Below are 25353 nucleotides of genomic sequence, written 5' to 3' on the forward strand. Positions count from 1 at the left end.
AACTTTACTAACTTTCTTATCTAGTTTTCAAAGAACAAACATACTGAGAAGTACTAACCTCTCAAAACTGAACAAATAGAGAAGAACGAAAACTCACAGGTTTCCTTTTCCTTAGAAAGGAGGTGATCCAGCCGCACCTTCCGATACGGCTACCTTGTTACGACTTCACCCCAATTATCTGTCCCACCTTCGGCGGCTGGCTCCATAAAGGTTACCCTACCGACTTCGGGTGTTACAAACTCTCGTGGTGTGACGGGCGGTGTGTACAAGGCCCGGGAACGTATTCACCGTGGCATGCTGATCCACGATTACTAGCGATTCCGGCTTCATGTAGGCGAGTTGCAGCCTACAATCCGAACTGAGAATAGTTTTATGGGATTAGCTCCACCTCGCGGCTTCGCGACCCTTTGTACTATCCATTGTAGCACGTGTGTAGCCCAGGTCATAAGGGGCATGATGATTTGACGTCATCCCCACCTTCCTCCGGCTTGCACCGGCAGTCACTTTAGAGTGCCCAACTAAATGCTGGCAACTAAAATCAAGGGTTGCGCTCGTTGCGGGACTTAACCCAACATCTCACGACACGAGCTGACGACAACCATGCACCACCTGTCACTTTGTCCCCGAAGGGAAAGCTCTGTCTCCAGAGTGGTCAAAGGATGTCAAGACCTGGTAAGGTTCTTCGCGTTGCTTCGAATTAAACCACATGCTCCACCGCTTGTGCGGGCCCCCGTCAATTCCTTTGAGTTTCAACCTTGCGGTCGTACTCCCCAGGCGGAGTGCTTAATGCGTTAGCTGCAGCACTAAGGGGCGGAAACCCCCTAACACTTAGCACTCATCGTTTACGGCGTGGACTACCAGGGTATCTAATCCTGTTTGCTCCCCACGCTTTCGCGCCTCAGCGTCAGTTACAGACCAGAGAGTCGCCTTCGCCACTGGTGTTCCTCCACATATCTACGCATTTCACCGCTACACGTGGAATTCCACTCTCCTCTTCTGCACTCCAGTCTTCCAGTTTCCAATGACCCTCCCCGGTTAAGCCGGGGGCTTTCACATCAGACTTAAAAGACCGCCTGCGCGCGCTTTACGCCCAATAAATCCGGACAACGCTTGCCACCTACGTATTACCGCGGCTGCTGGCACGTAGTTAGCCGTGGCTTTCTGGTTAGATACCGTCAAGGGACAAGCAGTTACTCTTATCCTTGTTCTTCTCTAACAACAGTACTTTACGATCCGAAAACCTTCTTCATACACGCGGCGTTGCTCCGTCAGACTTTCGTCCATTGCGGAAGATTCCCTACTGCTGCCTCCCGTAGGAGTCTGGGCCGTGTCTCAGTCCCAGTGTGGCCGATCACCCTCTCAGGTCGGCTATGCATCGTTGCCTTGGTAGGCCATTACCCTACCAACTAGCTAATGCACCGCGGGCCCATCTGTAAGCGATAGCCGAAACCATCTTTCAAAAGCGTGGCATGCGCCACACTTTATCATTCGGTATTAGCCCCGGTTTCCCGGAGTTATCCCCAACTTACAGGCAGGTTGCCCACGTGTTACTCACCCGTCCGCCACTAACTTTGGAAGAGCAAGCTCTTCCTCCGTTCGTTCGACTTGCATGTATTAGGCACGCCGCCAGCGTTCGTCCTGAGCCAGGATCAAACTCTCTTTAAAATATAAATCGAATTTGAATACTTATTCAACACCGTGAATAAGATTCCTTGCGTCAAATTGACTTCGCTAGCAATTAAATTACTAGTTTGTTTTGTCGAAAACAGCTTTCTGTTTTCTGCCCTGCGATTACCAGTGAGACTTTACGTCTCATTGCTTTTCGTCTTCTTCTTTGTTCAGTTTTCAAAGGTCAGTTAGTCGCTTTCATGCTTGATATGCGAATGTTTTCGTTTGTTTTTTGCGACTTTTAAATCATATCATTTCAGCAACTATCTGTCAACAACTTTTTGAATTTATTTTATGAATAAAATTCATTTAAATCGCTGCTATCGTAGCGCCGAAAACTAATATATCAAGTTTTGAGATATATGTCAACCGAATTATGCATAAAATTAAATAAAAATGAAAAAAATTGCAAAAAAACACCTAGCTAGGCTAAGTGTTTTGATTAATTATTTGATTGTTTTTCTTTACACGCTGGACATATACCATATACTTCCAGTCTGTGATTATCTATTTCATATCCGGTCATATGTGCTGCGAAATGTTCTACTTCATCTAAACCTGGATAATGAAAATCAACTATTTTTCCACACACATTACAAATTGCGTGGTAATGATTAGATGTAGAAAAATCAAATCGACTAGATGCATCACCATAGGATAATTCCTTAATTAGACCAGCATCACGGAAAACGCGTAAATTATTATATACAGTTGCTACACTCATGTTAGGGAAGTTTCCTTCTAAAGCTCGATAAATATCGTCCGCGGTTGGGTGTGTATGTGAGTTAATTAAGAATTCTAGTATAGCATGACGCTGAGGAGTGATTCTTACTCCTGTTTTCTTCAAGACATCTACTGCCTCTTTTAGAGTTGCATTAGACACCGCCATGCACTCCCTTCCAAAAATAATTATTATATTCATAATACCGGAAATAACGTTTAACTGTCAATAGAATGGCAGAATTTATAGCTTAATATCCTTTATTTAAATCAATTTCGTTCCTTAATTTTGTGTTTTCTTTCAAGTGATTGATATTTTCAAACCAAATTTCAAAGCTGCGCTCTAAATATTTATCCGAATGTCCAGATACATGTGGTGTAATAGTTACATTATTTGCTTGCCATAAGGAATTGTCTTCGGAAAGCGGCTCTTCAGATAGAACATCTAAATAAAAATGAGCTATTAATTGGTCTTTTGATGCTTTCTCTAAGACATTTAACTCTACAGCACTTCCTCGCCCTATATTGATAAAAACTGCATTATTTTTCATTTTCTCAAAAAATGATAAAGAATAAATACCCATTGTTTCATCTGTATGAGGTAAAACACTAACAAAAAAATCTGCTAATGGAGCAACTTTTTCGATATTCGTCATTGCATATGTTTCACTAAATGGTTTCGCGGGGTGGCCCGTTGTATTTACCCCTATGATTTCCATATCAAATGCTTGAGCGAACTCGGCCACTTTTGCTCCAATGGCTCCCGTTCCAGCTACTACCAAAGTTTTTCCAGCTAATTCTGTTATTGGTTCTTCACTTGCCCAATTTTTTTCTTTTTGCATTTGATAGAAGAAAGCAGCTTTTTTTACGTGTGCTAACATAAAAGATAGCGCGTATTCACCCATTGGTATCGCATGGATTCCTCGTACATTAGCAACTTTAATTTTTCTTTTTTGAATTATTTCTCTTGGTAAACTATCTACTCCCGCGGAAAAAACCATGATTAATTTTAAGTTGCTTGCTTGTTTGATTTTGGCTTCGGTAATGTTAGATCCGTATGTGACGATGACGTCTATCTCTGCTAAATTGGCAAAATGATCATTGCTCTCATAATAGAAAGTATCATCTGGAAATTTCTCTGCTTGCAAAGTCTGTAAGTACTCTGGGACTTCTAATGTAAATAAAATGTTCATTTTGCGCCACACTTCCTTTCTTTAGCTATATATTAATTTTATGCTTTTTTTCATTTAACAGCAATTAAATTGTTTTTTCAATTGCGGCATCTTATTTTTTCGAATAGAATATAAGAGGTATTAAAATTTTGAGGAGATGACGAAATGGATCATTCAATGTCAAAAAAATTGCATGATGAAGCACTTTTACATATAGTTGGCGGGGTTAATAGCCCATCTAGGTCAAATAAAGGAGTTGGCGGCGGAATTCCTGTAACGATGGAACGGGCTAGTGGCGCTTATTTTTATGATGTGGATGGCAATAAATATATTGACTATTTAGCTGCATTTGGACCGATCATTACGGGACATGCACATCCTCATATTACAGAAGCAATTACAAAAGCTGCGCAAAATGGTGTTTTGTACGGAACACCTACTAAACACGAAATCACTTTTGCGAAAATGTTAAAAGAAGCCATTCCTTCACTTGAGAAAGTTCGTTTTACAAATTCTGGGACGGAAGCTGTCATGACAACTATTCGTGTCGCTCGTGCTTATACAGGCAGAGATAAAATCATTAAATTCGCTGGGTGTTATCACGGCCACTTTGATTTAGTGCTCGTGGAAGCCGGTTCTGGCCCTTCTACGCTTGGCATTCCAGACTCCGCTGGGGTAACAAAATCAACCGCAGAAGAAGTTATCACTGTCCCCTTTAATGATCTTGATTCTTTTAAAGAAGCATTAGCTATTTGGGGCGATCAAGTTGCTGCTGTTTTAGTAGAGCCAATTGTTGGGAATTTTGGAATGGTTGCACCAGAAGATGGATTTTTAGAAGCAGTTAATGAACTCGCACATGTCAATGGTTCTTTAGTGATTTATGATGAAGTCATTACGGCTTTCCGTTTTATGTACGGCGGCGCGCAGAACTATTTAGGTGTTATTCCCGATTTGACTGCCATGGGTAAAATTATTGGTGGTGGGCTTCCGATTGGTGCTTACGGAGGTCGAATTGATATTATGGAAAAAGTAGCACCACTTGGACCGGCTTATCAAGCTGGGACGCATGCTGGTAATCCGGCATCTATTCTTTCAGGAATCGCGTGTCTCGAAGTTTTACAAGAAGAAGGACTGTATGAGCGCTTTGAAAAATATGGCTCGATGCTGAAAGATGGTATTGAAAAAGCTGCGCTAAAACACGGCATCGCTGTTACGGTTAACCAAATTGTCGGTGCTCTAACTGTTTACTTTACGGAAGATGCTGTGACTAATTATGCTGAGGCTGGCGCTACAAATGGCGAGTTATTCGGTCGTTTCTTTAAAGGAATGTTAGAGGAGGGCATTAATTTGGCGCCTTCTAAATATGAAGCATGGTTCATCACTTCCGCACACTCGGAAGCTGATATTTTAGAAACAATCCAAGCAGTTGATACTGTTTTTGGAAAAATGGTTCAAGATAACTAGGTAATATTACTTTATAAACTGGTGAGAAACGTTATAATAGAAGAAGAATGAGCGGGAAAACTTAAAAATCCCGCTCAAATAGTCTATAGAAAGGAATAACCTTCCATGAAATTCGGAGCTAGAATTTTGAAAACTGGTATTGCAATCACATTGGCGCTTTTTATCGCTCAACTTTGCAATTCACCTTCTCCATCTCTGGCAGGCATTTCCGCCGTTTTTGCTATCCAACCTTCTATTTATAGGTCCTATCGAACTATTTTAGAACGGGCGCAAGGGAACGTAATTGGAGCCATCATTGCAATTATTTTTGGACTTTATATTGGTAATGATTTTATTTTAATTGGTGTCGCTTCGATTATCTGTGTTGCTTTATTAATGCAATTCCGCTTGGAGAATACGATTGGCCTTGCAGTCGTGACGCTCATTATTGTAATGGATTCTCCTGGTAATGACTTTTTAGAAATCGCGCTTATTCGTTTTGGGACAATTATGTTAGGTTTACTTGCGGCATTTATTGTCAATCTATTCTTTTTACCACCGAAATATGAAGTTTCATTGTTTCAGTTAATTTATAATACGAATAGTGAAATTGTTCGTTGGATAAAATTAAACTTGCGTCACGCTGCGGACTTTCCTCTTCTAAAAAAAGATATGGAATGGATGCAAAAACAGTTAAATCAAACGCGTAACTTATATGGTTTATACAGAGAAGAGCGTACTTTTTTAAAGAAAAATGCCATTTCAAAAGGGCGGAAAATTGCTGTATATAGGCAGATGTTGCTTTGTTCTCAAAAAGGTTTTGAGCTTTTAAAAATCCAACATCGCTATGAAAATGATTATTTGCAACTGCCTCCAGATAAGCAAGAATTAATCAGACAGCATATCGATTACTTAACGGATAAACATGAACAACTTTTACTGACATATATCGATAAAGTTTCGATTGATCTTGAATATGTAGAGTCACATTTAGCGCAGGATCCCCAAGATTTGATGCAACTTTTCTTACGTGAGATGAGAGAAACTGAAAAAGATGAGTATGAGGATATGATGGATAAATACCATTTAATGCGTATTATCGCTTCTGTTTTTGCTTACCAAGAGACAATCGACTATTTAGAAAAATTAATTCATAGTTTTAAACTCAGACACACGAAAGAAAACCAAATTGATATTAATGTTAATGAAGAATAAACAAAAAACGAGCTTGGAGATAGACTCCAAAGCTCGTTTTTTTAACGGTATTCTTTGTACTTTTCATACCAAATGTCAATGTAGTCAGGGGAAAACGGACCTTTTTTGTCCAAAATCCAGTGGCTTAACACATCCACATTATGTCGAAGTATCCGGTCAATTGAGTCTGGGTACTTCATTTGGCGACGGTGTTGTTCGTATTCGCCCTCATCGAGCAAATGAAACCTTCCATCTGGGAAAACCTTAATATCGAGGTCATAGTCAATGTACTTAAGCGCTTGTTCATCTACTGCAAATGGTGTCCCTAGATTGCAGTAATGATAAATGCCATCTTCTCTAATCATGGAAATTACATTAAACCAGTAATCACTATGAAAATAACAGATAGATGGTTCGCGCGTTACCCATTTACGTCCGTCTGCTTCCACAACTAATGTGTGGTCGTTTCCGCCGATAATAATATTCTCCGTAGATTTAAGCACCACTGTCTTTTTCCAAGTACGATGAAGTTTTCCGTTATGTTTGTAGCTCTTGATCTGTATTATTTCTTTCTCTTTGGGTAAGTACATCCTTTATCCTACTTTCCTCATGTACTATCAAAATCATTATTATTATAACATAAGGCTAGACTGCAAAAAAACAATATCGTGCTGAAACGGAAGATTTTCCTCAAAAAAGAACATTTTTTAAATAAAATAGCTAATTTTTACCTATTTTGTTTTACTATACTAAAAGTGTTCTGCCACCATCTACTAAAATAGTTTGTCCCCGAATCATATCTGCTTTTTCGCTCGCAAGGAATAATACGGCATTTACTAAGTCGTTGGGCTCAATCATTCGACCCGCTGGTGTTTTACTTACAGCATCTTTTAACAATTCTTCACGATTTGGAAAGTGATTTAGTGCATCCGTTTCAATTAAGCCGCCAGAAACAGCATTAACCGCAATACCAAATGGTGCAAGTTCGACTGCTAAATAACGAGTAAGTGATTCTACCGCTGCTTTCGAAACACCAACTGTTGTGTAATTCTCTAAATAACGAATCGAGCCAATCGAGCTTAAGCTGATGATTTTCCCGCTTTGATGGCGTTGCATTAATTTAGCCGCCTCTTGTCCAGCAAATAATAACGCCTTCGCATTAATATTCATTGTCCAATCCCAGTGTGATTCTTCTAGTTCCATCAATGGTCGAAGTACCCCACTCGCTGCATTGTTAATAAAAATATCTAACCGACCAAATTCTTCATCTACTGCTTTAAATAATTCTCTAACTTTTTCCACGTCACCAACATTGGCTTTAAAAATAACGCATTTTCTGCCAAGTTGTTCAATTTCTTGTTCTACTTCTTCTGCTTTTTTGCGATTTCTGGAAAAATTAACAGCGATATCATAGCCTTCTTTCGCAAGTGCGATGGCGATTTCTCTCCCAAGTCCTCTACTACTTCCTGTTACTAATGCTACTTTGTTCATTTATTATTCCCCCTTAAAATCTTTCCACGCTTGCCACATTTTTTGATATGGTACTGGAAAAGCAAGTCGCTTCATTTCTTCTTCTGTCGCAAAATACCAATTTTCATTTGGAATTGCTGACTGAAGTTTTGCCACACGAATGTCCATTTTCCAGACTAAATGAGAAAAAACGTGTTTGATATGCGCAATTGGCTCGTCTTCTAGTAAAACTTCTAAGCCATAATTATGTAAAAATTGTAGTTTGGCTACTTCATCATTTTCTTTTTTAGAAATTTCAATAGTAGGAAATTGCCACATATTCGCAAGCAGACCATTTTCTGGTCGTTTCTCTATGGCAATTTTTCCGTCTTCTGAAATAACAATGATGCTTAATAGTTCTTTGGTTTTCGTTTTCACTTTTTTTATTTTTACTGGATAATTCGTTTCAACGCCATTTTTATGCGCTTCGCAAAACGGTTGGAGCGGACAAAGCATACACATTGGTTTTGTTGGTGTACAAACAAGCGCACCAATTTCCATTAAACCTTGGTTAAAAGCGGCCGGATTTTTTTTGTCAATTAGTTGATATAATACCTCTTCAAAAATTTTCCGGGTGGATGCTTTCATGATGTCCTCGCCAATTTCTAAAACGCGCGCGATAACACGCATGACATTCCCATCCACTGCTGGTTCTGCTTGGTTGTAAGCAATACTTAAGATGGCTCCAGCTGTATATGGTCCCACACCTTTAAGCGATAAAATAGTGGTTAAGTCGGTAGGAACTTCACCAGAAAAATCTGCCATCACTTGTTTCATGGCTGTTTGGAGATTTCTGACACGAGAGTAATAACCTAGACCTTCCCAAGCTTTTAAAATGTCCGCTTCATCTGCATTTACAAAACTTTCCATTGTTGGAAATTGAGTCATAAAGCGATTAAAATAAGGAATCACTGTGTCGACTTTTGTTTGTTGAAGCATGATTTCTGAGACCCAAATTCTGTAAGGCTCGGTATTTTCGCGCCACGGTAAGACGCGCTTATTCGCTTCATACCAGGAAACGAGTGCTTCTTGAAAAGCAGTTATCTTTGTTTCATCCCAAGTTAGTCTCTTCATTTTTCTCATTTTCCCCTCGTAATTCTAATAGATTTCTAATGTGTGTTGCTCCGGATGTGTAGTATAATGTAGACAGGGAATAAAATAGTATACCCATTCTTAAGCCGATTTCTATTATACCGAATGCTGGCTTAATTGAATAGTGTTGTGCTCTTATAGGCAGCACTCACTTGTATTTTTTAAGACCGATTTTAGAGGAGGCAAAGTCATTGGATACTGGCACACATGTAGTAATGGGAATTGCACTCGGAGCGTTAGCAACCGTAGACCCGGTAGTTGCCGGAAGTTCTCAAGCTGCCATTGGTATTATGACAGCAACAATTATTGGTTCACAAATTCCAGACATTGACACTGTATTAAAACTAAAAAACAACGCTGATTATATTAGAAATCACCGAGGAATAACGCATTCCTTGCCGATGCTTGCCATTTGGCCATTACTTATTTCATCTATTTTGTATTTACTTTTCCCAGCAGCCACATTTATTCATTTACTGTTATGGACGTTTATCGCGGTGGGATTACACATTTTTGTAGATATTTTTAATGCTTACGGGACACAAGCAGTCAGACCGTTTAAAGAAACATGGGTCGCATTTGGATTTATCAACACATTTGATTGGTTCATTTTTGGTTCTCATGTTGTGGCTATTGCGGCTTGGTTATTAGGTTCTCCAGTATTACCTACATTTGTAACACTCTACGTCATTTTGGCACTTTATTATGTGGCAAGATTTGTTACACAGCGAATGATTAAACACGCAGTTCAAAACTTAATTCCAGATTCAGAAGAAATCATTATTGCTTCCACCATCCACTTCTTCCAGTGGCGTGTGGCAGTAACAACGAAGGATCATTACTATGTAGGTCGAGCTTTCAAACGCAATATTTCCATCTATGAAAAATTTGACCGCTTACCTGTTCCTGATAATGAAATCATTCGTTCTGCGAAAAAAGATAAAAATCTTGCTGCATTTATCTCATTCTCCAAAGTTTACAACTGGCGCATTGAGGAAAAACTAGACGGGACTTATGTAACATTCACCGATTTACGTTATCGTAGTAATGGGCACTATCCATTTGTAGCAGTAGTAAAATTAGATGATGACTTAAAAATTGTTTCATCTTACACTGGCTGGATTTTCTCCACAGAAAAATTATACAAAAAACTAGCACCTGTTAGTATTTAAAAAAAGACCCGGGATTCCGGGTCTTTTTTATTTATCTACCTGTGCTCCCTACCCCGCCAACACGGGATTCGTTTGCGACGATATCTGTATCTGCAACTAAGTATTTTTGGAATACGCCTTGAGCGACGCGTTCCCCCGCTTCAATAGCTACTGGTTCATTGGAGAAGTTTTTGATGGCAATGCCGATATTGCCGTCATTACCTGGATTACTATAATAAGAGGAATCAATAATTCCTGTACCGTTACATAGTAGTAAACCTTTTTTTATACCAATGGAAGAACGGACATAGATATTCAAAACCTCATCTTCCTGCATATAACTTTTAATATCTGTCCAAAAAATATGTTTTTCTCCTGGCACGATGGTTACTGTTTCATTGGAGAAGAAATCATAGCCAGCCGAACCTTTGTCTCCGCGTATTGGTAGAGATATGGTTTGTTCTGGAAATTTTCTGCTTGCTTCATTTACTACTTCAAATCCTCTTACTTTCAATTTGTTCACTCCTATTTGTTTGGGCCTTTTCGTTCTACTTGGTGTAAAAAGCTGCCGTGGCGCTCGATTTGCTGACGGACATAATCTGCCGCGTACTCAGGCCCACGATACGGATAACCCGCTTTGGCATAAGAACTTTCAAAATCTGACCAAAGCATTTCAATCCACCACAAGGCTTGCTCTTTATCTAAATGCGGATTTTTAACCATTAATTCCGCTGTTAGTTCATCTAAATACGTATACAATTCACTCTTCCTCCTCGAAACTGATTTCATTCTCAGTTAGGTATGATTGAATTGTATCATAAGAAAAACCTTTCTGCATTAGCGATGTGATTGTTTTTTGTTTAGCAATACTAGGTTTGTAGCGTTTATTTTTACGCATTGTTTTTTCGATTTGCTTTTGTAAAATTTCTGCTTCGTCCGCCACATCCAATTCACTCGTTGCTTCAGTAGCGGCTGCTTTGGCTAGTTCACTAGTAAAGCCTTTTTGGATTAAATCGGTGATGATTTTTTGTTGAAGCATTTTTTTGGCACTTTTGTTATTTCGTTTCATAATTTTCATTGCTTGTTTAGTCGCATTTTCTAGCTGGGCTTCGTCTGAATATTCTTCGATAACCCGGCTAATGATTTCTCTCGTTAGCCCTTTTTCGACTAATTCGCGTTCGATAGTTCGTGGGCCTTTTAATGTCGTCTTGATTTGCGTTTTAGTATATAGTTCCGCAAATTCGAAATCATTGATGTAGTCCATGTTAGCTAATTTTTTTAAAATTTCATCAATCGCAAAAGGTTCCATTTCTTGTTTTCTTAAATAATCGCGAATTTCTTTTTCCGACCGGACCCGGTGGGATAAGAAGTTGATGGCTTTATTTAGCCCTTTTCGAACCATATCAGCTTGCTTGATTTCTTCTATATCAGCCTCGATAAGAACTTTACCTTTCATCAGCTGATAGCGAGCTAAAACCTCTTCGTCTACACTAAAGTTGTATTTTTCATCGATAAAAATGTTATAGCGTTCTTTGTTTTTCTGCTGGACACTTATGGACGTGATTTTCATAATCCGCCTCCTTCTCCCTTCTATCATACAGCAAAAAATGGTTTTAATACTACTAAAAAGGGAATAAACTAGTTAGGACAATGAAGAGGTGATAAAATTGCATATCTTACTTACAGGCGCAACAGGTTTTATTGGTGATCATTTAGTACATGAATTAGAAAAATCTGATCACGAGCTTTATATTTTAACAAGACAAAAGCTAAAAAACCGCGCGAATGTACACTATATTGAATGGTTGAATGAAGATAAATTGCCGAATTTAGAAGATTTACCAGTGGATGTTTGTATTAATTTGGCAGGTGCTGGTTTGATGGATGAAAAATGGACTTATGATAGAAAGAAAGTGATTGTAAATAGCCGCATCGAAGCTACTTCAGCGCTTCTATCAATTGTGAAAAAAATGAAATCAAAACCAAAATTGTGGATTAATGCGAGTGCAATTGGGGCTTATACTTCTTCTAAGTCAACGATTTATCTAGATACAGAAGAAAATACTTATGCAGATAACTTCTTAGGAAAAACAGTTTATGAATGGGAAAAAACAGCTAGTGCAGCAAGTGATTTGGGTATTCGTGTCGTGTATGCTCGCTTTGGTCTTGTACTCGGGACTAACGGGGGCTCGTTCCCTGTTTTTGAAAAATTATTCCAAACCTATACAGGGGGTCGCTTTGGTAATGGCAGACAATGGTATTCTTGGATTCATGTGGATGATGTTGTAGCGGCAATCTTATTTATTTTTGACCACGAACAAATAAACGGTGTCGTTAATTTTACAGCCCCTCACCCTGTTCAAGAAAAGAAATTTGCTGAACGCCTTGGAAAAAAAATGCATAAACCGTATAAAACACCTGTACCTAAAAAAATAATTAAATTCATTCTCGGTGAACGTGCAATGACTATTTTGGACAGTCAACGTGCTTATCCGGAAAAGCTGATGAGTAACCATTTTGAGTTTCGCTTTGAAACTTTGCAAGAAGCTTTAGATGACTTGTTAGATTGATAAAAAACCAGATTCTGATTTTACTCAGAATCTGGTTTTTTTGTTTCTTCTTCGAGTGGGAAATCAAGGACTACTTGGCTATTTGCAAGTGGTCGTTTTTTACCAACAAGAATCATTAATTGTAACATGGTGAAAGCAATGGAACTTCTTTTTCTAAAGGCAACAAATTTTTGTTCCCATTCTGTAACATATTTGGATTTAAAATTACGTAATCCTTTAAAACCGTAAAAACCTTGACTATAACGGTATACAAGTCCGGCTAATCGTTCACCTAGGAAAGCATATTTACTTTCCCCAACATTGGCAAGTGGTGCCATACCGGCATTAAATGTTTGGAAGCCGTCTTCTTTGGCTTTTTCGAATAGGTTAATGAAAAGGAAATCCATAATACCTGATGGCGCTTCTTTGGAGTAACGCATTAGGTCAATCGAAGTCATTTCGTCTGTATATGACGGCATCATCGAAGCAAATCCAACGATAGTACCTTCTCCGTTTTTAGCGATAGCAATCGGAGCTTGTTCGAGATAATACGTATCGAAGAATCCTAATGAGAAACCTTTTTCTTCCCTACCATCTAGCCACTCATCAGAAACTGCTCGTAAAGTTGTCCAAGTGTCGTGATTGAATGGTGGTTCTATTATTTCAAAAGTATAACCTTCTCGTTCTAATTTATTCATGAGAGCTCGCTCACCTTTTTTCTTTTTACCACTCATTGTAAAGTTTTGGACGTCGACAAAACCTTCCTCGCCAAGCTTGATAAAGTCAAATCCGTGATCATGTAAATATGGAATCATCGTGCCCCGGACTTCATAGAAAACAGGTCGATAGCCAAATCTATCAGCGTTCATCATTACCTCTTCAATCGCTGCTTCCATTTTGTCCATGTTCCCAGTTGGTTCGCCCATGATGACCATTTTGTCCGCAATGATTCGGTAAGAGAAAAGTACTTCCCCCTCTGCTGCCCAAAATAGCAGTTTATCACGTAAGAACATCGTATGACTGACTTCATTTCCGCCCCATTTCGCTAAATGTTCGCGTACTTTGACTGCTTCAAATGGAGAGCCAAGTTTTTCTTTTGTTGTGGATAAATAAATGTAAATAATGACTAAACTAACAACGGCGATAAATACGCCAACGAAGCCGACTAACCATAAATGCTCTGAGGCAATGCGTAAATAGTCAGGGATTTCTTTGGAGTGTTTGATATTTGGTGAGTTGTAAATACCGATAACAATGTAACCTGCCAGACATACGATGAAAATAATGCTATCAATAATTACTTTACTCCAAGTATAAACCAGTTTTTCTCGGTAAAATTCGTTTCGAGCTAAGAATAAACATAACAGCACAATTCCTAAAAAGATTGCCTGCTTCATCGAAAATACGCGAGCAAGTGTGTTGAAAATCGCGCAACCTAGAACAATTACTGTAATAATATACGCTTTCTTTGTTTTACATTCAATCCCTCTCGCAAGCCCCAGTAGTAAAAAGCCAAATGCAACAATGGTAATTTGGGAAGTGAATAAGAAATTAAACGGCATAATTTTGTATAAGAATGGCACATGGTAAATAGCGTTTGGTACGGCGGAAGACAAAATTAACAATAACCCAGAGCCGTAAACAAAAATAACTAAGAAGCGATGGGCCACTTTTTGTAAGAATAATAACGGTAATCCTTCTAAAAAGTCATTTACTTTTTTACCAGCTTTTTGGACGAAGAAAAGTAGTCCCACTACAAAAGGAATAATATAGTAGAAAATTCGGTAAAATAGCATCCAAGCGAGCGCTAATTCTTGAGAAACACCTAATTGGCTAAGTCCAAGAATCATCACGACGTCAAATGTCCCTACTCCACCAGGTACCATCGAAGCAATCCCAATTACCGAAGCAATAACAAATAACGGGAACACTTTGAAAATATCGACTGGTTCTCCCATCAATGTACCGATAATCGCGAAACATCCAAAAGCGAAGCCCCACTCCAAAAGAGAAGCGATAATTAACGTTAATTCTCTTTTGATAGGTAAATCAACAAAGAGTGACTTACTTTTCCATTTCGTAATAGTAAATAAAATCGGGAAGTAAAGACCACCCGCAAGAAGCCATGGCCAGTAATTAACAAAATGATCTGCAAATCCTGGAATGAGTAAAGTGGCTAATGATACTAAACAGTAAATCGATAAACCAGATACTAAAAATAAAGCAATCTTAGAAATAGCTAATAAAATTTCCTTATGAGATGCATTTTTCCCATAAAAACTTGCTCTTAAACTGGCACCTAATACGCCACCAAAACCGCCAATATTAGTAAAGGTATTCGTAATCCAACCAGAGGCAATCACATGACTTGGCGAAAACTTTCCAGGTAACAACTTAACGATGACATAATCATACAAAAGCATTGGAGTGACAGCAATTAAGCCCACGATAAACATAATAAATATTTGTTCCGGGCTTTGAGAAGTTAAATTTTCTTTTAGCGACGGATAGTCAATCCCCGTCGCAATATTAATAATTTCAAAAATAACAAAAGCCATCACAAAAGTAATAAAAACGATTTTTACGACGGTACTATTTTTTTGAAACCAGGCATAGGCTTGCATTAATTTTTCTTTCATAACAGAGTCTCCTTAACGATTTCCATTCATCTTCTTTTATTGATTCGTTTTCTAACAGATGGTAAAGCATAAGCTAGTAGAATGCCTATTAATCCACTTAACGTATTTAAAATGATGTCATCTATATCTGTAGAACGTTTTGGTGGTAGCGATATACTTTCAAATCCTGTAATCATCGTTGTTTGCGCAAATTGAAGCAGTTCGATGCCGCAAGATGTTAAGAATATGACTAATAATGTTTTTCCCGCAGTGCTTGTTATTTTAAAGTAAAGCATGAAAAAAGACAGTGGACATAACAATAAAACATTCCCGAAAATTTGAATAATAGTAGGCATCGTTGGTAATGTTTGTTGAAATGTATTTTCTATAGTTGTAAAAGGTATTAGGTTAATCATTTCTTTTTGAATATGGAAATTCCCAGTATAAGTACTGTTTACGAAATCCCCAACAGCTATGTAGGCAACAAGGTGTAACAAAATAATTATATATAGAATAAAAACGCAAAACCATATAAAGTCTATCCAATTCTTTAGTCTCGCCATGTTAGTTAGTATTAGGGTTGCTAAAAAAAGTAAACAACTATTTGCAATGGTATTAATTAAATCTGCGTTATTCCCAAATTGTAGTGCAAGCGAAATCCCATACAGGAGATATAACGCTGGCAATAACAACACAAAAAAACGGCATTTTTGGACCTGCATTCTCGTATTCCAACGCCTTCCGTTTCAAAATCAGCTTTCAGACTCTCTGAATAAGCTCCTAGTAACAGTTTAGCAGATATAAAAATGAAAAGAAAGCTTGTTTGTGCTTACATTTTTGCAAGCTTCTGTAAGGCTTTCGAGTTCTTATTTTCTTTTTGACTAAAAAAGTGCTACAATTTCTTAATGATATTCGTGGAGGAGACTAGGATGAAAGAATTATTAGGGTTATTAAAAGAAGGTAACAAATCAGCCTTAACAGCTGCTCTTGTGAACACCGTTGTTTCTATTATCAAAGGTGTTACTTATTTTTTTACAGGAAATATTGCTATGTTTGCGGAAACATTACATAGTCTTGGAGATGCAGCAAATCAATTTTTTGTTTTCATCGGCTCTGCTTTAAGTAAAAAACGGCCGACAAAACGCTTTCCACATGGTTTTGGGCGAATGGTTAACTTAGTGCTACTTGGTGCCGTCATTGTTGTTGGGATAATGGCTTTTGAAACGATTCGTGAAGGTTTCGCGCATATTATCCATCCAACAAGCTCCACTGGCTTTCTTATTAATCTTACAGTACTTTTACTTTGTACCTTGCTGGAGTTTTCTGTTTTGGTAAAAGCGATGCATGAGATTGCGCACGATGTTGGTTTAGAATCAAAAGGACTTCGGTTATTTAAAGACAGTATCTTAAATCTAGGTAAAGCAAAAGCTGCAACCAAGCTCGTATTTTTGGAGGATTCCGTTGCAACTGGTGGTGGACTTCTTGCGATGATTGCGGTTATTATTTCTCACTTTACCCCTTTCCATCAAGCAGAAGGTATTGCATCCATGTTAATTGGTGTGATGATGTTTATCGTCGTTGGTAAAGTCTTTTTGGACAATGCGGCTGGAGTTATTGGCGAATCAGATCAAAGCATGCATTTAACTGTCGGTCAGCTAGTAATGAGTGATCCTGATGTTCGAGATATTCAAGTTCTAACCGTTCTTAAAGAAGGCGATGTTTTCCATGTTGATGTTGAAGTGGAATTAGATCCCATGCTCACCCTTGCTGAGGTCGATGATATAAAAGACCGTTTGGAAGAAAGTATCGGAAAATTACGCGGTGTTGCTGATGTACTTATTTCATTTGATGAAGATGATGCCATCCGTAACTGGGAATATGGGGACGGACGTTAAAAATAGAAAAAGCCAAGTGCGCGGACTGCGACACTTGGCTTTTTTAGTCTCCCGGATTAATAATAGCAAGTACTTGATGGTCTTCCCATGTTCCATTAATGCGAACATTTTGTACTGCGAGCCCTTCTAAATGGAAGCCCGCTTTTAAAAGGACTTGTTTAGAACGTTCATTTTTCGGCATCACACCTGCTTCGATACGATGAAGTCCGAGTATATCAAAACCAAAATCTACTATTAACTGCACTGCCTCGGTTGCATAACCATTTCCATTATGTTTCTTATCCAGAAAATAACCAATAAACGCAGATTGTAAAGATTCACGTAAAATACTAAATAAATTAATCGTACCAATAAGTTCATCCGTATCATTGAGGAAAATCCCGTAATAGTACTCCACATCACTCGCAGCAAAATCTTCCAAACGTGAAATAAGCGATTGCTGTTCTTCTATCGTATAAAAACGATCATCCCGCTCCATAGAATAACCTTCAAAAAAAGCTTTATTCGCTAAATGAAAAGCTAGTTTTTGATTGGCATCTGTTATTTGAAAAGGTCTTAAGTAAATCCGTTCCCCCGTAATCCGCATCCTTATCCCTCCCGCATTTTTCTAAATTATAAGATTGTTCTGATGTGATTGCAAGTATCACTGCTAACCTTAATTTTTCTATATACCCATTTTATTAAAAAATAAACTTTCCATTACGAATATAAGTGTGTTATTATGTTGATGTTGGTTATTTTTATATTATTTTTCTAAAAAATGGAGGTTTTTTTAATGAATGTTAATGCGGAAACAGAAGACGCAACTCTCCTTCTCGACGGTTTACTTCAAAACGTAGCAATAATTCGTTTTGATACTAATAAAAAAGTAACTTATGCTAATGCGCTTTTTGCCGAGGCAATGGGATACTCAGAAGAAGAAATGTTGAAATTATCCCACCCGGACTTATGCTTTCCTGATTTTGTCCAAAGTGCGAGCTATAAAGCAATGTGGACTAATTTGCTTGCTGGGCAAAAATTTCAAAACAAAATTGAACGAAAAAATGCACGCGGTGAACGTGTTTGGTTTGAAGCAACATATATCCCGATTATACGTGAAGATACGGTCGTTGGTGTTGCCAAAATCGCTACAGATATTACGAGAAGAGAAGAGACGGTCCATGATTTCGCATCTGGTTTAAAAAGCATGGCAACCAATTTAAAAGAACATTCCAGTGTTGGAAAAACGCGCAGTGAAGCTCTCCTTGAACTCGTGAAATCAATCACGAAAGAATCAAATGAAAATACCGATACACTTCACGACTTGCAAACAGAAGCGCAAAATATTCACGGCATTATTAATACAATTAACGGTATTGCTTCTCAGACTAATTTACTTGCCTTAAATGCAGCAATTGAAGCAGCACGTGCTGGTGATGCTGGACGTGGATTTAGTGTTGTAGCTGAAGAAGTTCGTAAACTTTCGAGTCGTGTAGAAGAAGCTATTAAAGAAGTGGAAAAAAGTGTCAACGGTATCACGCAAGAAATTAATACTATCTCAAGTGGTACAGAACGTGTTGAAGCAAAAGTCGAGGAAAGCCAAGAAGTGCTTATTTTATCTTTAGAAGACTTTAGCCAAATTGAATCTGCCTCTACTGCCTTGGATCAAAATGCCGGTGCTTTCACAAAAATGATTTAACCGACTGAAAAAAGGAGCGAAGAAATCTTGAAACTTATTGGAAAACATCCTTCTGGTCGTGCCATTATTATTCGCTTGAACAACCAAGAATACCATTATGAAACCGCAAATAGTTTTGGAAGCGCGACTTCATTAACACGAGCAAAAACAGAAGCAAGAGCTGATAGTTTTACATCTAGTGAAATGGATCAAGGTTTACATATTGGTAATTGGCACTGGAAAGAATTTGGATGAAAGAAAATCCCACCTACTGTTAGGTGGGATTTTTTTATTTATTCAAATCTTGTTCAAGTTGATTTTTAAAGTTGGTTGCTACGTCAAACACGGTAACAAATTGAAAATCGCTCATGTTGTAATGGACGTCAAACTTGTTATCACGGTGGCGAACCATTATGGAAGATCGGACTTTATCACCGATTGCGTCGCCAGCTTGAGTTTCACTATAGAAAACCCAGTGCGCGGCTTCAATTGGATTCGCTGTTTTTTCCGCAAGATCGCGTTGAATTAATTGTTTTATTTCATCACTTAATTCTGGCGCGAATTCATTGTCGATGTAGCCGTACCAAATAGTTCGGTAGTACTTTGCTTCAAATTCATTCGTTTCATCAAATAGTTTTTTCATGTTTGTTTCCTCCTATTAGGTGTTATTTCTATTCGTGATACCTTTTTAAGCGCTCTTCTAATGTACCAGTGTGTAGTTCAAAGAGATGATTATCAAAGTCATAAAAATAAATGGAGCTTCCCTCACCTTGGACTCTGGGACGTCCTGGTTTTATTTCCACACCGAGAGATTTAATCCGCTCAATATATTCATCCACTTCCTCAGATTGAATTTGGAACGCAATATGATTGTAAGTTCGCTCTTGTAAAGAGTCTCCTTCCATAATGCAAATCCATAGGCCAGCAATTAGAAAAAATTTTTCTTTGGAAAGCGAAAAAGTCTGATCGCCACTAGAATAGATTTCTTCTGCATTAAAAATTTCTCTTAAGAATGTGGTTGTTTTATTCAAATCTTTCACAATTAAAGTGATATGGCTTAATCCTGAAATCATGTACCACCAGTCCTTTATTTATCTTTTAACTGCAAAAGTACTACGGTCTCTACATGAGCTGTTTGCGGGAACATATCGACTGGTTGCATATAGCGAATGCGGTATTTTTTCGCGAGTAAAGCCAAGTCACGAGCTAATGTGGATGGATTACATGATACGTAAACAAGTTGTTTTGCTTCCACATCTAGTAATGATTTTATTAGGCCTTGGTCACAGCCGCTTCTTGGTGGGTCAACGATTACTGCATCTGGGCGGAAACCTTCTTTCACCCATTTAGGTAATACGTCTTCTGCTTTTCCTACCTCATAATAAACATTTTCGATGCCATTTTTCTCCGCGTTTCGTTTGGCGTCTTCAATGGATTCTGGAATAATATCCATGCCGCGGACTTCTTTTACTTTTCCTGCAAAGGCTTGGCCGATTGTTCCAACACCGCAATAAGCGTCGACTAATGTTTCACTGCCTGTTAGTACGAGTGCTTTTTCGACTTCTTGGTAGAGCCGCTCTGTTTGGAACGGGTTTAATTGGAAAAAGGCACGCGCGGATAAATCGAATTCGAGTTCCATTAATTTTTCTTCAATGCTTTCTTTTCCTGCTAAAAGGAACGTTTCGTCACCGAAAATAAGTGAGGATTTTGCTTGATTCACGTTTTGCATAATCGAAGTGACTTCTGGAAGAGCTGCTTCGATTTCTGCAAGCATTTCGCGTTTTTTAGGTAACTTTTTACTATTCGTAATGAAAACGAGTTGTGTTTCGCCGGTTTTTACTCCAGTACGAACGACGATTGTCCGCACGATGCCACTGCCAGCTTTTTCATCATAAATTGGCACGCCGTATTTTTCTAGTAAGTCGCGAACAAAATTCGTTACTTTAATGGTAACGGGTTGTTGAACGATACAGTCTTCAATCGGAACAAGTTGGTGAGAATTGGCTCCGAAAAGTCCTGTTTCAACTTGACCACTGCCTACCATTCTTGTTTGAAATTGACTTTTATTACGGTAACGCCACGGGTCTTCCATTCCGATTGTTGGGCGGATTTTTAATTTTGTTGGATCGATTTTTGTATGTTTTTCGATTGATTGAATAACAATATCTCTTTTTAGTTCAAGTTGGGCGCTATAGGCCACATGTTGCAACTGGCAACCACCACACGCCTCGTACACTGGGCAAGGTGCGGTAACTCGGTTTGGAGATTTTTTACGGATTTTATTTAATTTTGCCTCGGTGAAACGATCGCGAACTTTGACCGCTTCAACAACTACCTCTTCACCGGTAATTGCGCCAGGTACAAATACAACTGCTTTCTTAAAGTAGCCAATTCCTTCCCCGTTGATTCCCATGCGCCGAATAGTTAGCGGGAATTTTTGTCCTTCTTCTACTGGATTTTGATTCATTATTTTCCTCCATCATTCCAAGTCTTCATTAATACTAACAAAAAAACAGCCGCTTGTCAGTAGTTTATGGCATGATTTCAAGACTTTCATCGACAAGGATGCTTTTTTCGACAGAACGAACCATCGAACAGTATTTTGGCGTTAGTTTTAGTGCTTTTTCAAGTGCTTTAGGGTCCAAGATAGGTCCTGTTATTTTAAAATGAAGATGTATCGCGCTTATACGATTTTCTTCTTCCGGGATGCGTTCCATTGTGGCATCTACCCATAAATCGGTGAATTCCACTCTTTTTTTCTTTAAAATGTTACGAAAAACAATGGCGCTACAACTGGCAATAGACATCAACATCAAATCCGCTGGTGAATAATCGGTCATTTTGTCATCGATCAAAAAATTTCCTGTATCAAACCCATTTTCGGTATAGACTAGCTTTAATGGTTTTGTCATTGTTATCCCTCATTTCTTCTCTTTTATCGTACAAAAAATCTCCTTATTAAGCAAATTAGTAGTATAATGAACAGATAGTCGACCAAAAAAGGAGGCTACTCATGTTATGGAAGGAGTAGAAAATAAAGTGATTGTTTTAGCAGGAATGATTGGCGCTGGGAAAAGTAGTTATACAGAGCTAATTGCAAATAAACTTGGAACAAAGGCATTTTATGAAAGCATTAAGGATAATCGCATCCTTGAAATGTTTTATGACGACCCAAAAAGATGGGCTTTTGCCTTACAAATATATTTTTTAAATACCCGCTTTCGTAGTATTAAAGCTGCATTAACGGATCAAAATAATGTGCTTGATCGAAGCATTTATGAGGATGCACTTTTTACACAAATTAATTTTGAAGAAGGTAACATTTCCGAGCCTGAGATGGATACATACCTTGATTTACTCGACAATATGATGGAAGAACTTGCATATATGCCTAAAAAAGCACCGGATTTGTTGATTTATTTGCGTGGAAGTTTAGACACTGTATTGAGCCGAATTGCTCTTCGTGGTCGTCCTTATGAACAAATTGACGATAATCCAGGTCTACTTGAATATTACAAGCACTTGCATAGTCGTTATGACAGTTGGTTCGCATCCTATGATAAAAGCGAAACCCTTGTTATTAATATTGACGAAATTGATATTAATAAACCAAATGACGCAGATTATGTCATGCAACTCATTCATGAAAAATTAAAACGCTAAAACAGGATTTTTACTGTTTTAGCGTTTTTTCAATTGATTTCGCCTAATTCTTTTTTCTTTTTCCGAATCGCCAGTGTAGCGTTAAGCTCCCCGCCAATCATCAAAATAATACCGGTCAAATAAAACCATAACATTAAAATAATAATTACACCGATACTGCCATACGTTGCCGAATAGTTGCCGAAATTATTTACGTAATACGCAAAACCTAGCGAAGCAACTGTCCAACCGATTGTTGAAAATAAAGCTCCAGGTAGAACACTAATCAACGTACTGCGACGGTTTGGTGCGACCCAATATAAAAAGGTAAAGACAACAAAGATAACAATGAGTGTAACCGTCCAACGAAGATTATTCCAAAAGCTAAGAAAGTCCTCCGAGAAATTCAAATGATTAATTAAAAACATCCCAATTTGTTGACCAAATACAAGTAACAACAAGGTCGCCCCAACTGTTGCAAGCATTGCGAGTGTGAAAAACATTGATAATAATCGTTGTACGACGTAATTTCGCTTATTGGTTACGCCATACGCTTTATTGAGCGATTTCATGACCGCGTTCATGCCATTAGATGCCGACCATAAAGTCGCGATAATCCCGATAGAAAGCAATCCGCCATTTTTCTGCGTTAATAAGTTATTTAAATTTTCTTCTAAAAAGTCCATAATCTGGTCTGGCGCGAATTCTTTAATCATATTAAAAACAGAATCTTTATCAATATGAAGATAAGCAAGTAATGTTGCTGCAATTAAGAGCATTGGAAAAATGGAAAACAGCATATAATAAGCTAACTGTGCTGCATTTCCAGAAACATCATTTCGCCCTACTCTAGCACTTACTGCTTGGCCGACTTGAACAATCCCGTTTTGTTTAACATATTTTACTACTTTTTTCCACACTGATAAGGCCCCCTGTTCTAGTCATTCGTCTGGAAGTTTTTCTTCTATTATGGTAAAATTTTGTCTATTAGTTTGAAAGGAGCAAAAAGATGAATCTTGAAACCCCTTCGCAGGAAAACTTGAATTTTATGTTAACTGAAATTACTACTAAACTAAAAATGGTGAATGTTGGTGTTTTTGAAAATCTCGAGCTTGACTCTGTTGATTATAACGCACTTATCGATATTTATCAGCTAATTAAACGCAAATCCACTTTTAGCCCGCGTGAAATGCAATTATTTGCAGAAGAATTACGCCGGGTTCGAAAATAAAACAAATTCCAGCCACTTTTTAGTGGTTTTTTGTTTGGAAATACTTGGTCCCAAAATCCACTAAATCTCGCATATCATAGATTTTAGTTGGCGCTCCGATAATCGTCGTTGGGTGAAAATCATGTTCTTTCTCATAAGCACGACCTAACGCGATAAACACTTCACTATTATAATCAATTTCCTGATACTTCTCCCAAATGATTTCGCCATTTTTAAGGAAGGCAGCTTGGTTTTCGATAAGCGGAAACATGTTGGAGCGTTCTTCTGCTAAATGAAGTGAAGTATTGTTATTATTATCTACCCCAAATAAGATAATTTTCGCACCAAGTTGATATATTTTTCCTAGTGGCGATTCGTCTCCCATACTTTTCGCAAGTGGCTGTTTGGCAAGAATGTATTCTTTGTCTTTTCCCCAGGCACAAAACGAATGGTATGGATGAAAACTCCGCTCAACATCTGGCATGGTACGAAAAGTTTCCGCAATGACACCCATTCCACGAGTTGGTGTTACAAGCGGATCAAATGGCGGTGTTTCTCTGCGAATTATTTTCCACCAACTTTCAGGAACTGGCGGATTTTCCCACTTTGCAGGATCACTTAATTGACCTGTTTGAGCCGGCATTACTATATTGCCTAATTCACCAACCAGTTCTTGCAATGCCAAAATAACGGTAACTGGACCACCGCAAATCCAGTGTGCTTTTGACATGGAGGCATGAAAAATAATCGTATCTCCCTTTTTAATACCCGATTCTTGTAGGTCCGACACGATTTTTTGTTTTGTTGCTGGCTTTTTTGTTCGCCAGATAGCCATTTTTTCTCCCATTGTATGTCACCGCCTCTAAAAATAAAGCCAGATGCCTAGAAAAAAACGGCAAACTAAAAGCATTTGTGTGAAACTTGTGCTTTTACTTGCATTCTGTTCTACATGCATCTGGCTAATTTAATTAATCGTTTTCGCCTTGATACGTTAAAATTTCTGGACCATCTTTTGTGATTGCAAAAGTATGTTCATATTGCGCAGACAAAGAGCCATCAACGGTTCTAGCAGTCCAGCCATTATCGTCCATTTTGGCTTTCCAAGCACCCATATTGACCATTGGTTCCACTGTAATAACCATGCCTTCTTTTAAGCGAGGTCCTTTGCCAGCTGTACCGTAATGTGGGATATCTGGTTTTTCATGTAAAGTTGGTCCAACACCGTGACCAATAAACTCACGTACAACAGCAAGATTTTCAGATTCTACGTATGTTTGAATAGCATGACCAATATCGCCAACTCGAGCGCCTACTTGTGCTTGTTCAATACCTAAATAAAGTGCTTTATGCGTTACATCCATTAAATGTTTCACATCATCAGGCACTTCCCCTACTGCATAAGTCCAAGCAGAATCAGCAAGTGCGCCGTGATAATTCACGACCATATCTACTGTAATAATATCGCCTTGGTTAAGCTTTTGTTTGCGCGGGAAGCCGTGACAAATTTCGTCATTAATACTTGCACAAATAGCATATTCATAACCTTCAAAGCCTTTTTGCTCTGGAGTTGCGCCATTTTTACGTAAAAATTCTTCTGTAAATACTTCTAAATCCCAGCTTGTAATACCAGGTTTAATAATTTTTTTAAGTTCTTTATGCGTATCGGCAAGGATTTTTCCTGCTGCTTTCATCTCATCGATTTCGCGTCTTGATTTGAGTGTGATCATCTTTTCATTCCCTCCTAAAATTTCCACTATTTACTATTATAGCTCGAAACCCCTTAGAAATAAAGTAATCTGGAAAAAAGGTTGCAGTTTTTCTGAAGACATTTAT

27 protein-coding genes and 1 rRNA gene are annotated in these 25353 nt (G+C 38.3%); 9 read left to right on the forward strand and 19 right to left on the reverse strand.

Features of this window, described 5'->3' with window-relative positions; translation table 11 throughout:
- Positions 1 to 115: 115 nt before the first annotated feature.
- The 3 genes from CKV70_RS08665 to CKV70_RS08675 all read right to left on the reverse strand — a co-directional run bounded on the left by CKV70_RS08665 (position 116) and on the right by CKV70_RS08675 (position 3581).
- A 16S ribosomal RNA gene (locus CKV70_RS08665) occupies positions 116 to 1665 on the reverse strand.
- Positions 1666 to 2110: 445 nt separating this feature from the next.
- Positions 2111 to 2557 carry a peroxide-responsive transcriptional repressor PerR gene (perR, locus tag CKV70_RS08670; RefSeq protein ID WP_003733104.1) on the reverse strand — a complete coding sequence of 149 codons (447 nt, stop codon included), beginning with the start codon at positions 2555 to 2557 and terminating at the stop codon, positions 2111 to 2113.
- Between the two features lie 82 nt (positions 2558 to 2639).
- Positions 2640 to 3581 carry an NAD(P)-dependent oxidoreductase gene (locus CKV70_RS08675; RefSeq protein WP_014600903.1) on the reverse strand — a complete coding sequence of 314 codons (942 nt, stop codon included), beginning with the start codon at positions 3579 to 3581 and terminating at the stop codon, positions 2640 to 2642.
- Between the two features lie 144 nt (positions 3582 to 3725).
- Between CKV70_RS08675 and CKV70_RS08680 the strand changes: the two genes are divergently transcribed.
- Positions 3726 to 5024 (forward strand): glutamate-1-semialdehyde 2,1-aminomutase, encoded by a 1299-nt coding sequence (locus tag CKV70_RS08680; RefSeq protein WP_014600904.1) that lies wholly within the window; start codon positions 3726 to 3728, stop codon positions 5022 to 5024.
- Positions 5025 to 5129: 105 nt separating this feature from the next.
- On the forward strand, positions 5130 to 6218 hold the full coding sequence (locus CKV70_RS08685; protein ID WP_003723874.1) for an aromatic acid exporter family protein: 1089 nt from the start codon (positions 5130 to 5132) through the stop codon (positions 6216 to 6218).
- Positions 6219 to 6259: 41 nt separating this feature from the next.
- Here the strand turns inward: CKV70_RS08685 and CKV70_RS08690 are convergent, their stop codons facing one another.
- The 3 genes from CKV70_RS08690 to mutY all read right to left on the reverse strand — a co-directional run bounded on the left by CKV70_RS08690 (position 6260) and on the right by mutY (position 8789).
- Positions 6260 to 6787, reverse strand: coding sequence for a nucleoside tri-diphosphate phosphatase (locus tag CKV70_RS08690; protein ID WP_003723875.1), 528 nt, complete (start codon positions 6785 to 6787; stop codon positions 6260 to 6262).
- Positions 6788 to 6941: 154 nt separating this feature from the next.
- Positions 6942 to 7688, reverse strand: coding sequence for an enoyl-[acyl-carrier-protein] reductase FabL (fabL, locus tag CKV70_RS08695; RefSeq protein ID WP_014600905.1), 747 nt, complete (start codon positions 7686 to 7688; stop codon positions 6942 to 6944).
- Between the two features lie 3 nt (positions 7689 to 7691).
- Positions 7692 to 8789 (reverse strand): A/G-specific adenine glycosylase, encoded by a 1098-nt coding sequence (gene mutY / locus CKV70_RS08700; RefSeq protein WP_015454856.1) that lies wholly within the window; start codon positions 8787 to 8789, stop codon positions 7692 to 7694.
- Positions 8790 to 8989: 200 nt separating this feature from the next.
- On the opposite strand from mutY, the gene CKV70_RS08710 reads away from it, so the two are divergent.
- Entirely contained in the window at positions 8990 to 9970 is a 981-nt protein-coding gene (locus CKV70_RS08710) for a metal-dependent hydrolase (protein ID WP_003723878.1), read from the forward strand.
- 31 nt (positions 9971 to 10001) lie between these two features.
- Here CKV70_RS08710 and CKV70_RS08715 read toward each other — a convergent pair whose 3' ends face one another.
- Genes CKV70_RS08715 through recX form a run of 3 tightly spaced genes read right to left on the reverse strand, consistent with a single transcriptional unit; the run spans position 10002 to position 11519 of the window.
- The gene (locus tag CKV70_RS08715) at positions 10002 to 10463 is read right to left on the reverse strand and encodes a dCTP deaminase/dUTPase family protein (RefSeq protein WP_009924860.1); all 462 of its coding nucleotides are present in this window, start codon (positions 10461 to 10463) and stop codon (positions 10002 to 10004) included.
- Positions 10464 to 10474: 11 nt separating this feature from the next.
- A complete protein-coding gene (locus CKV70_RS08720) occupies positions 10475 to 10708 on the reverse strand; it encodes a YfhJ family protein (RefSeq protein ID WP_014600907.1) in 234 nt (77 codons plus the stop codon).
- A 1-nt stretch (position 10709) separates the two neighbouring features.
- Complete coding sequence (gene recX / locus CKV70_RS08725; protein WP_014600908.1) at positions 10710 to 11519, reverse strand: recombination regulator RecX; 810 nt, start codon at positions 11517 to 11519, stop codon at positions 10710 to 10712.
- Between the two features lie 97 nt (positions 11520 to 11616).
- Here recX and CKV70_RS08730 point away from each other — a divergent pair, with 97 nt between their 5' ends.
- Positions 11617 to 12519 carry a TIGR01777 family oxidoreductase gene (locus tag CKV70_RS08730; protein ID WP_003733110.1) on the forward strand — a complete coding sequence of 301 codons (903 nt, stop codon included), beginning with the start codon at positions 11617 to 11619 and terminating at the stop codon, positions 12517 to 12519.
- 20 nt (positions 12520 to 12539) lie between these two features.
- Here the strand turns inward: CKV70_RS08730 and mprF are convergent, their stop codons facing one another.
- Positions 12540 to 15137, reverse strand: a complete 2598-nt coding sequence (gene mprF / locus CKV70_RS08735; protein ID WP_003724075.1) for a bifunctional lysylphosphatidylglycerol flippase/synthetase MprF — start codon at positions 15135 to 15137, stop codon at positions 12540 to 12542.
- A 26-nt stretch (positions 15138 to 15163) separates the two neighbouring features.
- Positions 15164 to 15838, reverse strand: coding sequence for a VanZ family protein (locus CKV70_RS08740; protein ID WP_003724076.1), 675 nt, complete (start codon positions 15836 to 15838; stop codon positions 15164 to 15166).
- Between the two features lie 207 nt (positions 15839 to 16045).
- Between CKV70_RS08740 and CKV70_RS08745 the strand changes: the two genes are divergently transcribed.
- Positions 16046 to 17011, forward strand: coding sequence for a cation diffusion facilitator family transporter (locus CKV70_RS08745; RefSeq protein WP_003733112.1), 966 nt, complete (start codon positions 16046 to 16048; stop codon positions 17009 to 17011).
- Between the two features lie 43 nt (positions 17012 to 17054).
- Here CKV70_RS08745 and CKV70_RS08750 read toward each other — a convergent pair whose 3' ends face one another.
- Positions 17055 to 17597, reverse strand: coding sequence for a GNAT family N-acetyltransferase (locus CKV70_RS08750; RefSeq protein WP_012951693.1), 543 nt, complete (start codon positions 17595 to 17597; stop codon positions 17055 to 17057).
- A gap of 189 nt (positions 17598 to 17786) precedes the next feature.
- Here CKV70_RS08750 and CKV70_RS08755 point away from each other — a divergent pair, with 189 nt between their 5' ends.
- Positions 17787 to 18689 carry a methyl-accepting chemotaxis protein gene (locus tag CKV70_RS08755; protein WP_003733114.1) on the forward strand — a complete coding sequence of 301 codons (903 nt, stop codon included), beginning with the start codon at positions 17787 to 17789 and terminating at the stop codon, positions 18687 to 18689.
- Between the two features lie 27 nt (positions 18690 to 18716).
- On the forward strand, positions 18717 to 18923 hold the full coding sequence (locus tag CKV70_RS08760) for a hypothetical protein (protein ID WP_014600909.1): 207 nt from the start codon (positions 18717 to 18719) through the stop codon (positions 18921 to 18923).
- Between the two features lie 34 nt (positions 18924 to 18957).
- Here the strand turns inward: CKV70_RS08760 and CKV70_RS08765 are convergent, their stop codons facing one another.
- The 4 genes from CKV70_RS08765 to CKV70_RS08780 all read right to left on the reverse strand — a co-directional run bounded on the left by CKV70_RS08765 (position 18958) and on the right by CKV70_RS08780 (position 21580).
- Positions 18958 to 19311: a hypothetical protein gene (locus tag CKV70_RS08765; protein ID WP_014600910.1), complete on the reverse strand. Its 354-nt coding sequence runs from the start codon at positions 19309 to 19311 to the stop codon at positions 18958 to 18960.
- A 28-nt stretch (positions 19312 to 19339) separates the two neighbouring features.
- Positions 19340 to 19741, reverse strand: coding sequence for a fosfomycin resistance hydrolase FosX (gene fosX, locus CKV70_RS08770; protein WP_014600911.1), 402 nt, complete (start codon positions 19739 to 19741; stop codon positions 19340 to 19342).
- Positions 19742 to 19755: 14 nt separating this feature from the next.
- Positions 19756 to 21135: a 23S rRNA (uracil(1939)-C(5))-methyltransferase RlmD gene (gene rlmD, locus CKV70_RS08775; protein ID WP_003733116.1), complete on the reverse strand. Its 1380-nt coding sequence runs from the start codon at positions 21133 to 21135 to the stop codon at positions 19756 to 19758.
- Positions 21136 to 21199: 64 nt separating this feature from the next.
- The gene (locus CKV70_RS08780) at positions 21200 to 21580 is read right to left on the reverse strand and encodes an OsmC family protein (RefSeq protein WP_003733117.1); all 381 of its coding nucleotides are present in this window, start codon (positions 21578 to 21580) and stop codon (positions 21200 to 21202) included.
- Positions 21581 to 21686: 106 nt separating this feature from the next.
- Here CKV70_RS08780 and CKV70_RS08785 point away from each other — a divergent pair, with 106 nt between their 5' ends.
- On the forward strand, positions 21687 to 22331 hold the full coding sequence (locus tag CKV70_RS08785; protein ID WP_012951751.1) for a deoxynucleoside kinase: 645 nt from the start codon (positions 21687 to 21689) through the stop codon (positions 22329 to 22331).
- A gap of 29 nt (positions 22332 to 22360) precedes the next feature.
- Here CKV70_RS08785 and CKV70_RS08790 read toward each other — a convergent pair whose 3' ends face one another.
- Positions 22361 to 23230 (reverse strand): YihY/virulence factor BrkB family protein, encoded by an 870-nt coding sequence (locus CKV70_RS08790; protein WP_003724056.1) that lies wholly within the window; start codon positions 23228 to 23230, stop codon positions 22361 to 22363.
- Positions 23231 to 23319: 89 nt separating this feature from the next.
- On the opposite strand from CKV70_RS08790, the gene CKV70_RS08795 reads away from it, so the two are divergent.
- On the forward strand, positions 23320 to 23541 hold the full coding sequence (locus CKV70_RS08795) for a DUF1128 domain-containing protein (protein ID WP_003724057.1): 222 nt from the start codon (positions 23320 to 23322) through the stop codon (positions 23539 to 23541).
- Between the two features lie 19 nt (positions 23542 to 23560).
- Here CKV70_RS08795 and CKV70_RS08800 read toward each other — a convergent pair whose 3' ends face one another.
- Together CKV70_RS08800 and map are read right to left on the reverse strand one after the other, a co-directional pair.
- Complete coding sequence (locus tag CKV70_RS08800; protein WP_014600912.1) at positions 23561 to 24367, reverse strand: AAC(3) family N-acetyltransferase; 807 nt, start codon at positions 24365 to 24367, stop codon at positions 23561 to 23563.
- Between the two features lie 121 nt (positions 24368 to 24488).
- Positions 24489 to 25247, reverse strand: coding sequence for a type I methionyl aminopeptidase (gene map / locus CKV70_RS08805; RefSeq protein WP_003724059.1), 759 nt, complete (start codon positions 25245 to 25247; stop codon positions 24489 to 24491).
- Between the last annotated feature and the right edge of the window lie 106 nt (positions 25248 to 25353).

This window comes from Listeria monocytogenes (assembly GCF_900187225.1).
GTDB lineage: Bacteria > Bacillota > Bacilli > Lactobacillales > Listeriaceae > Listeria > Listeria monocytogenes.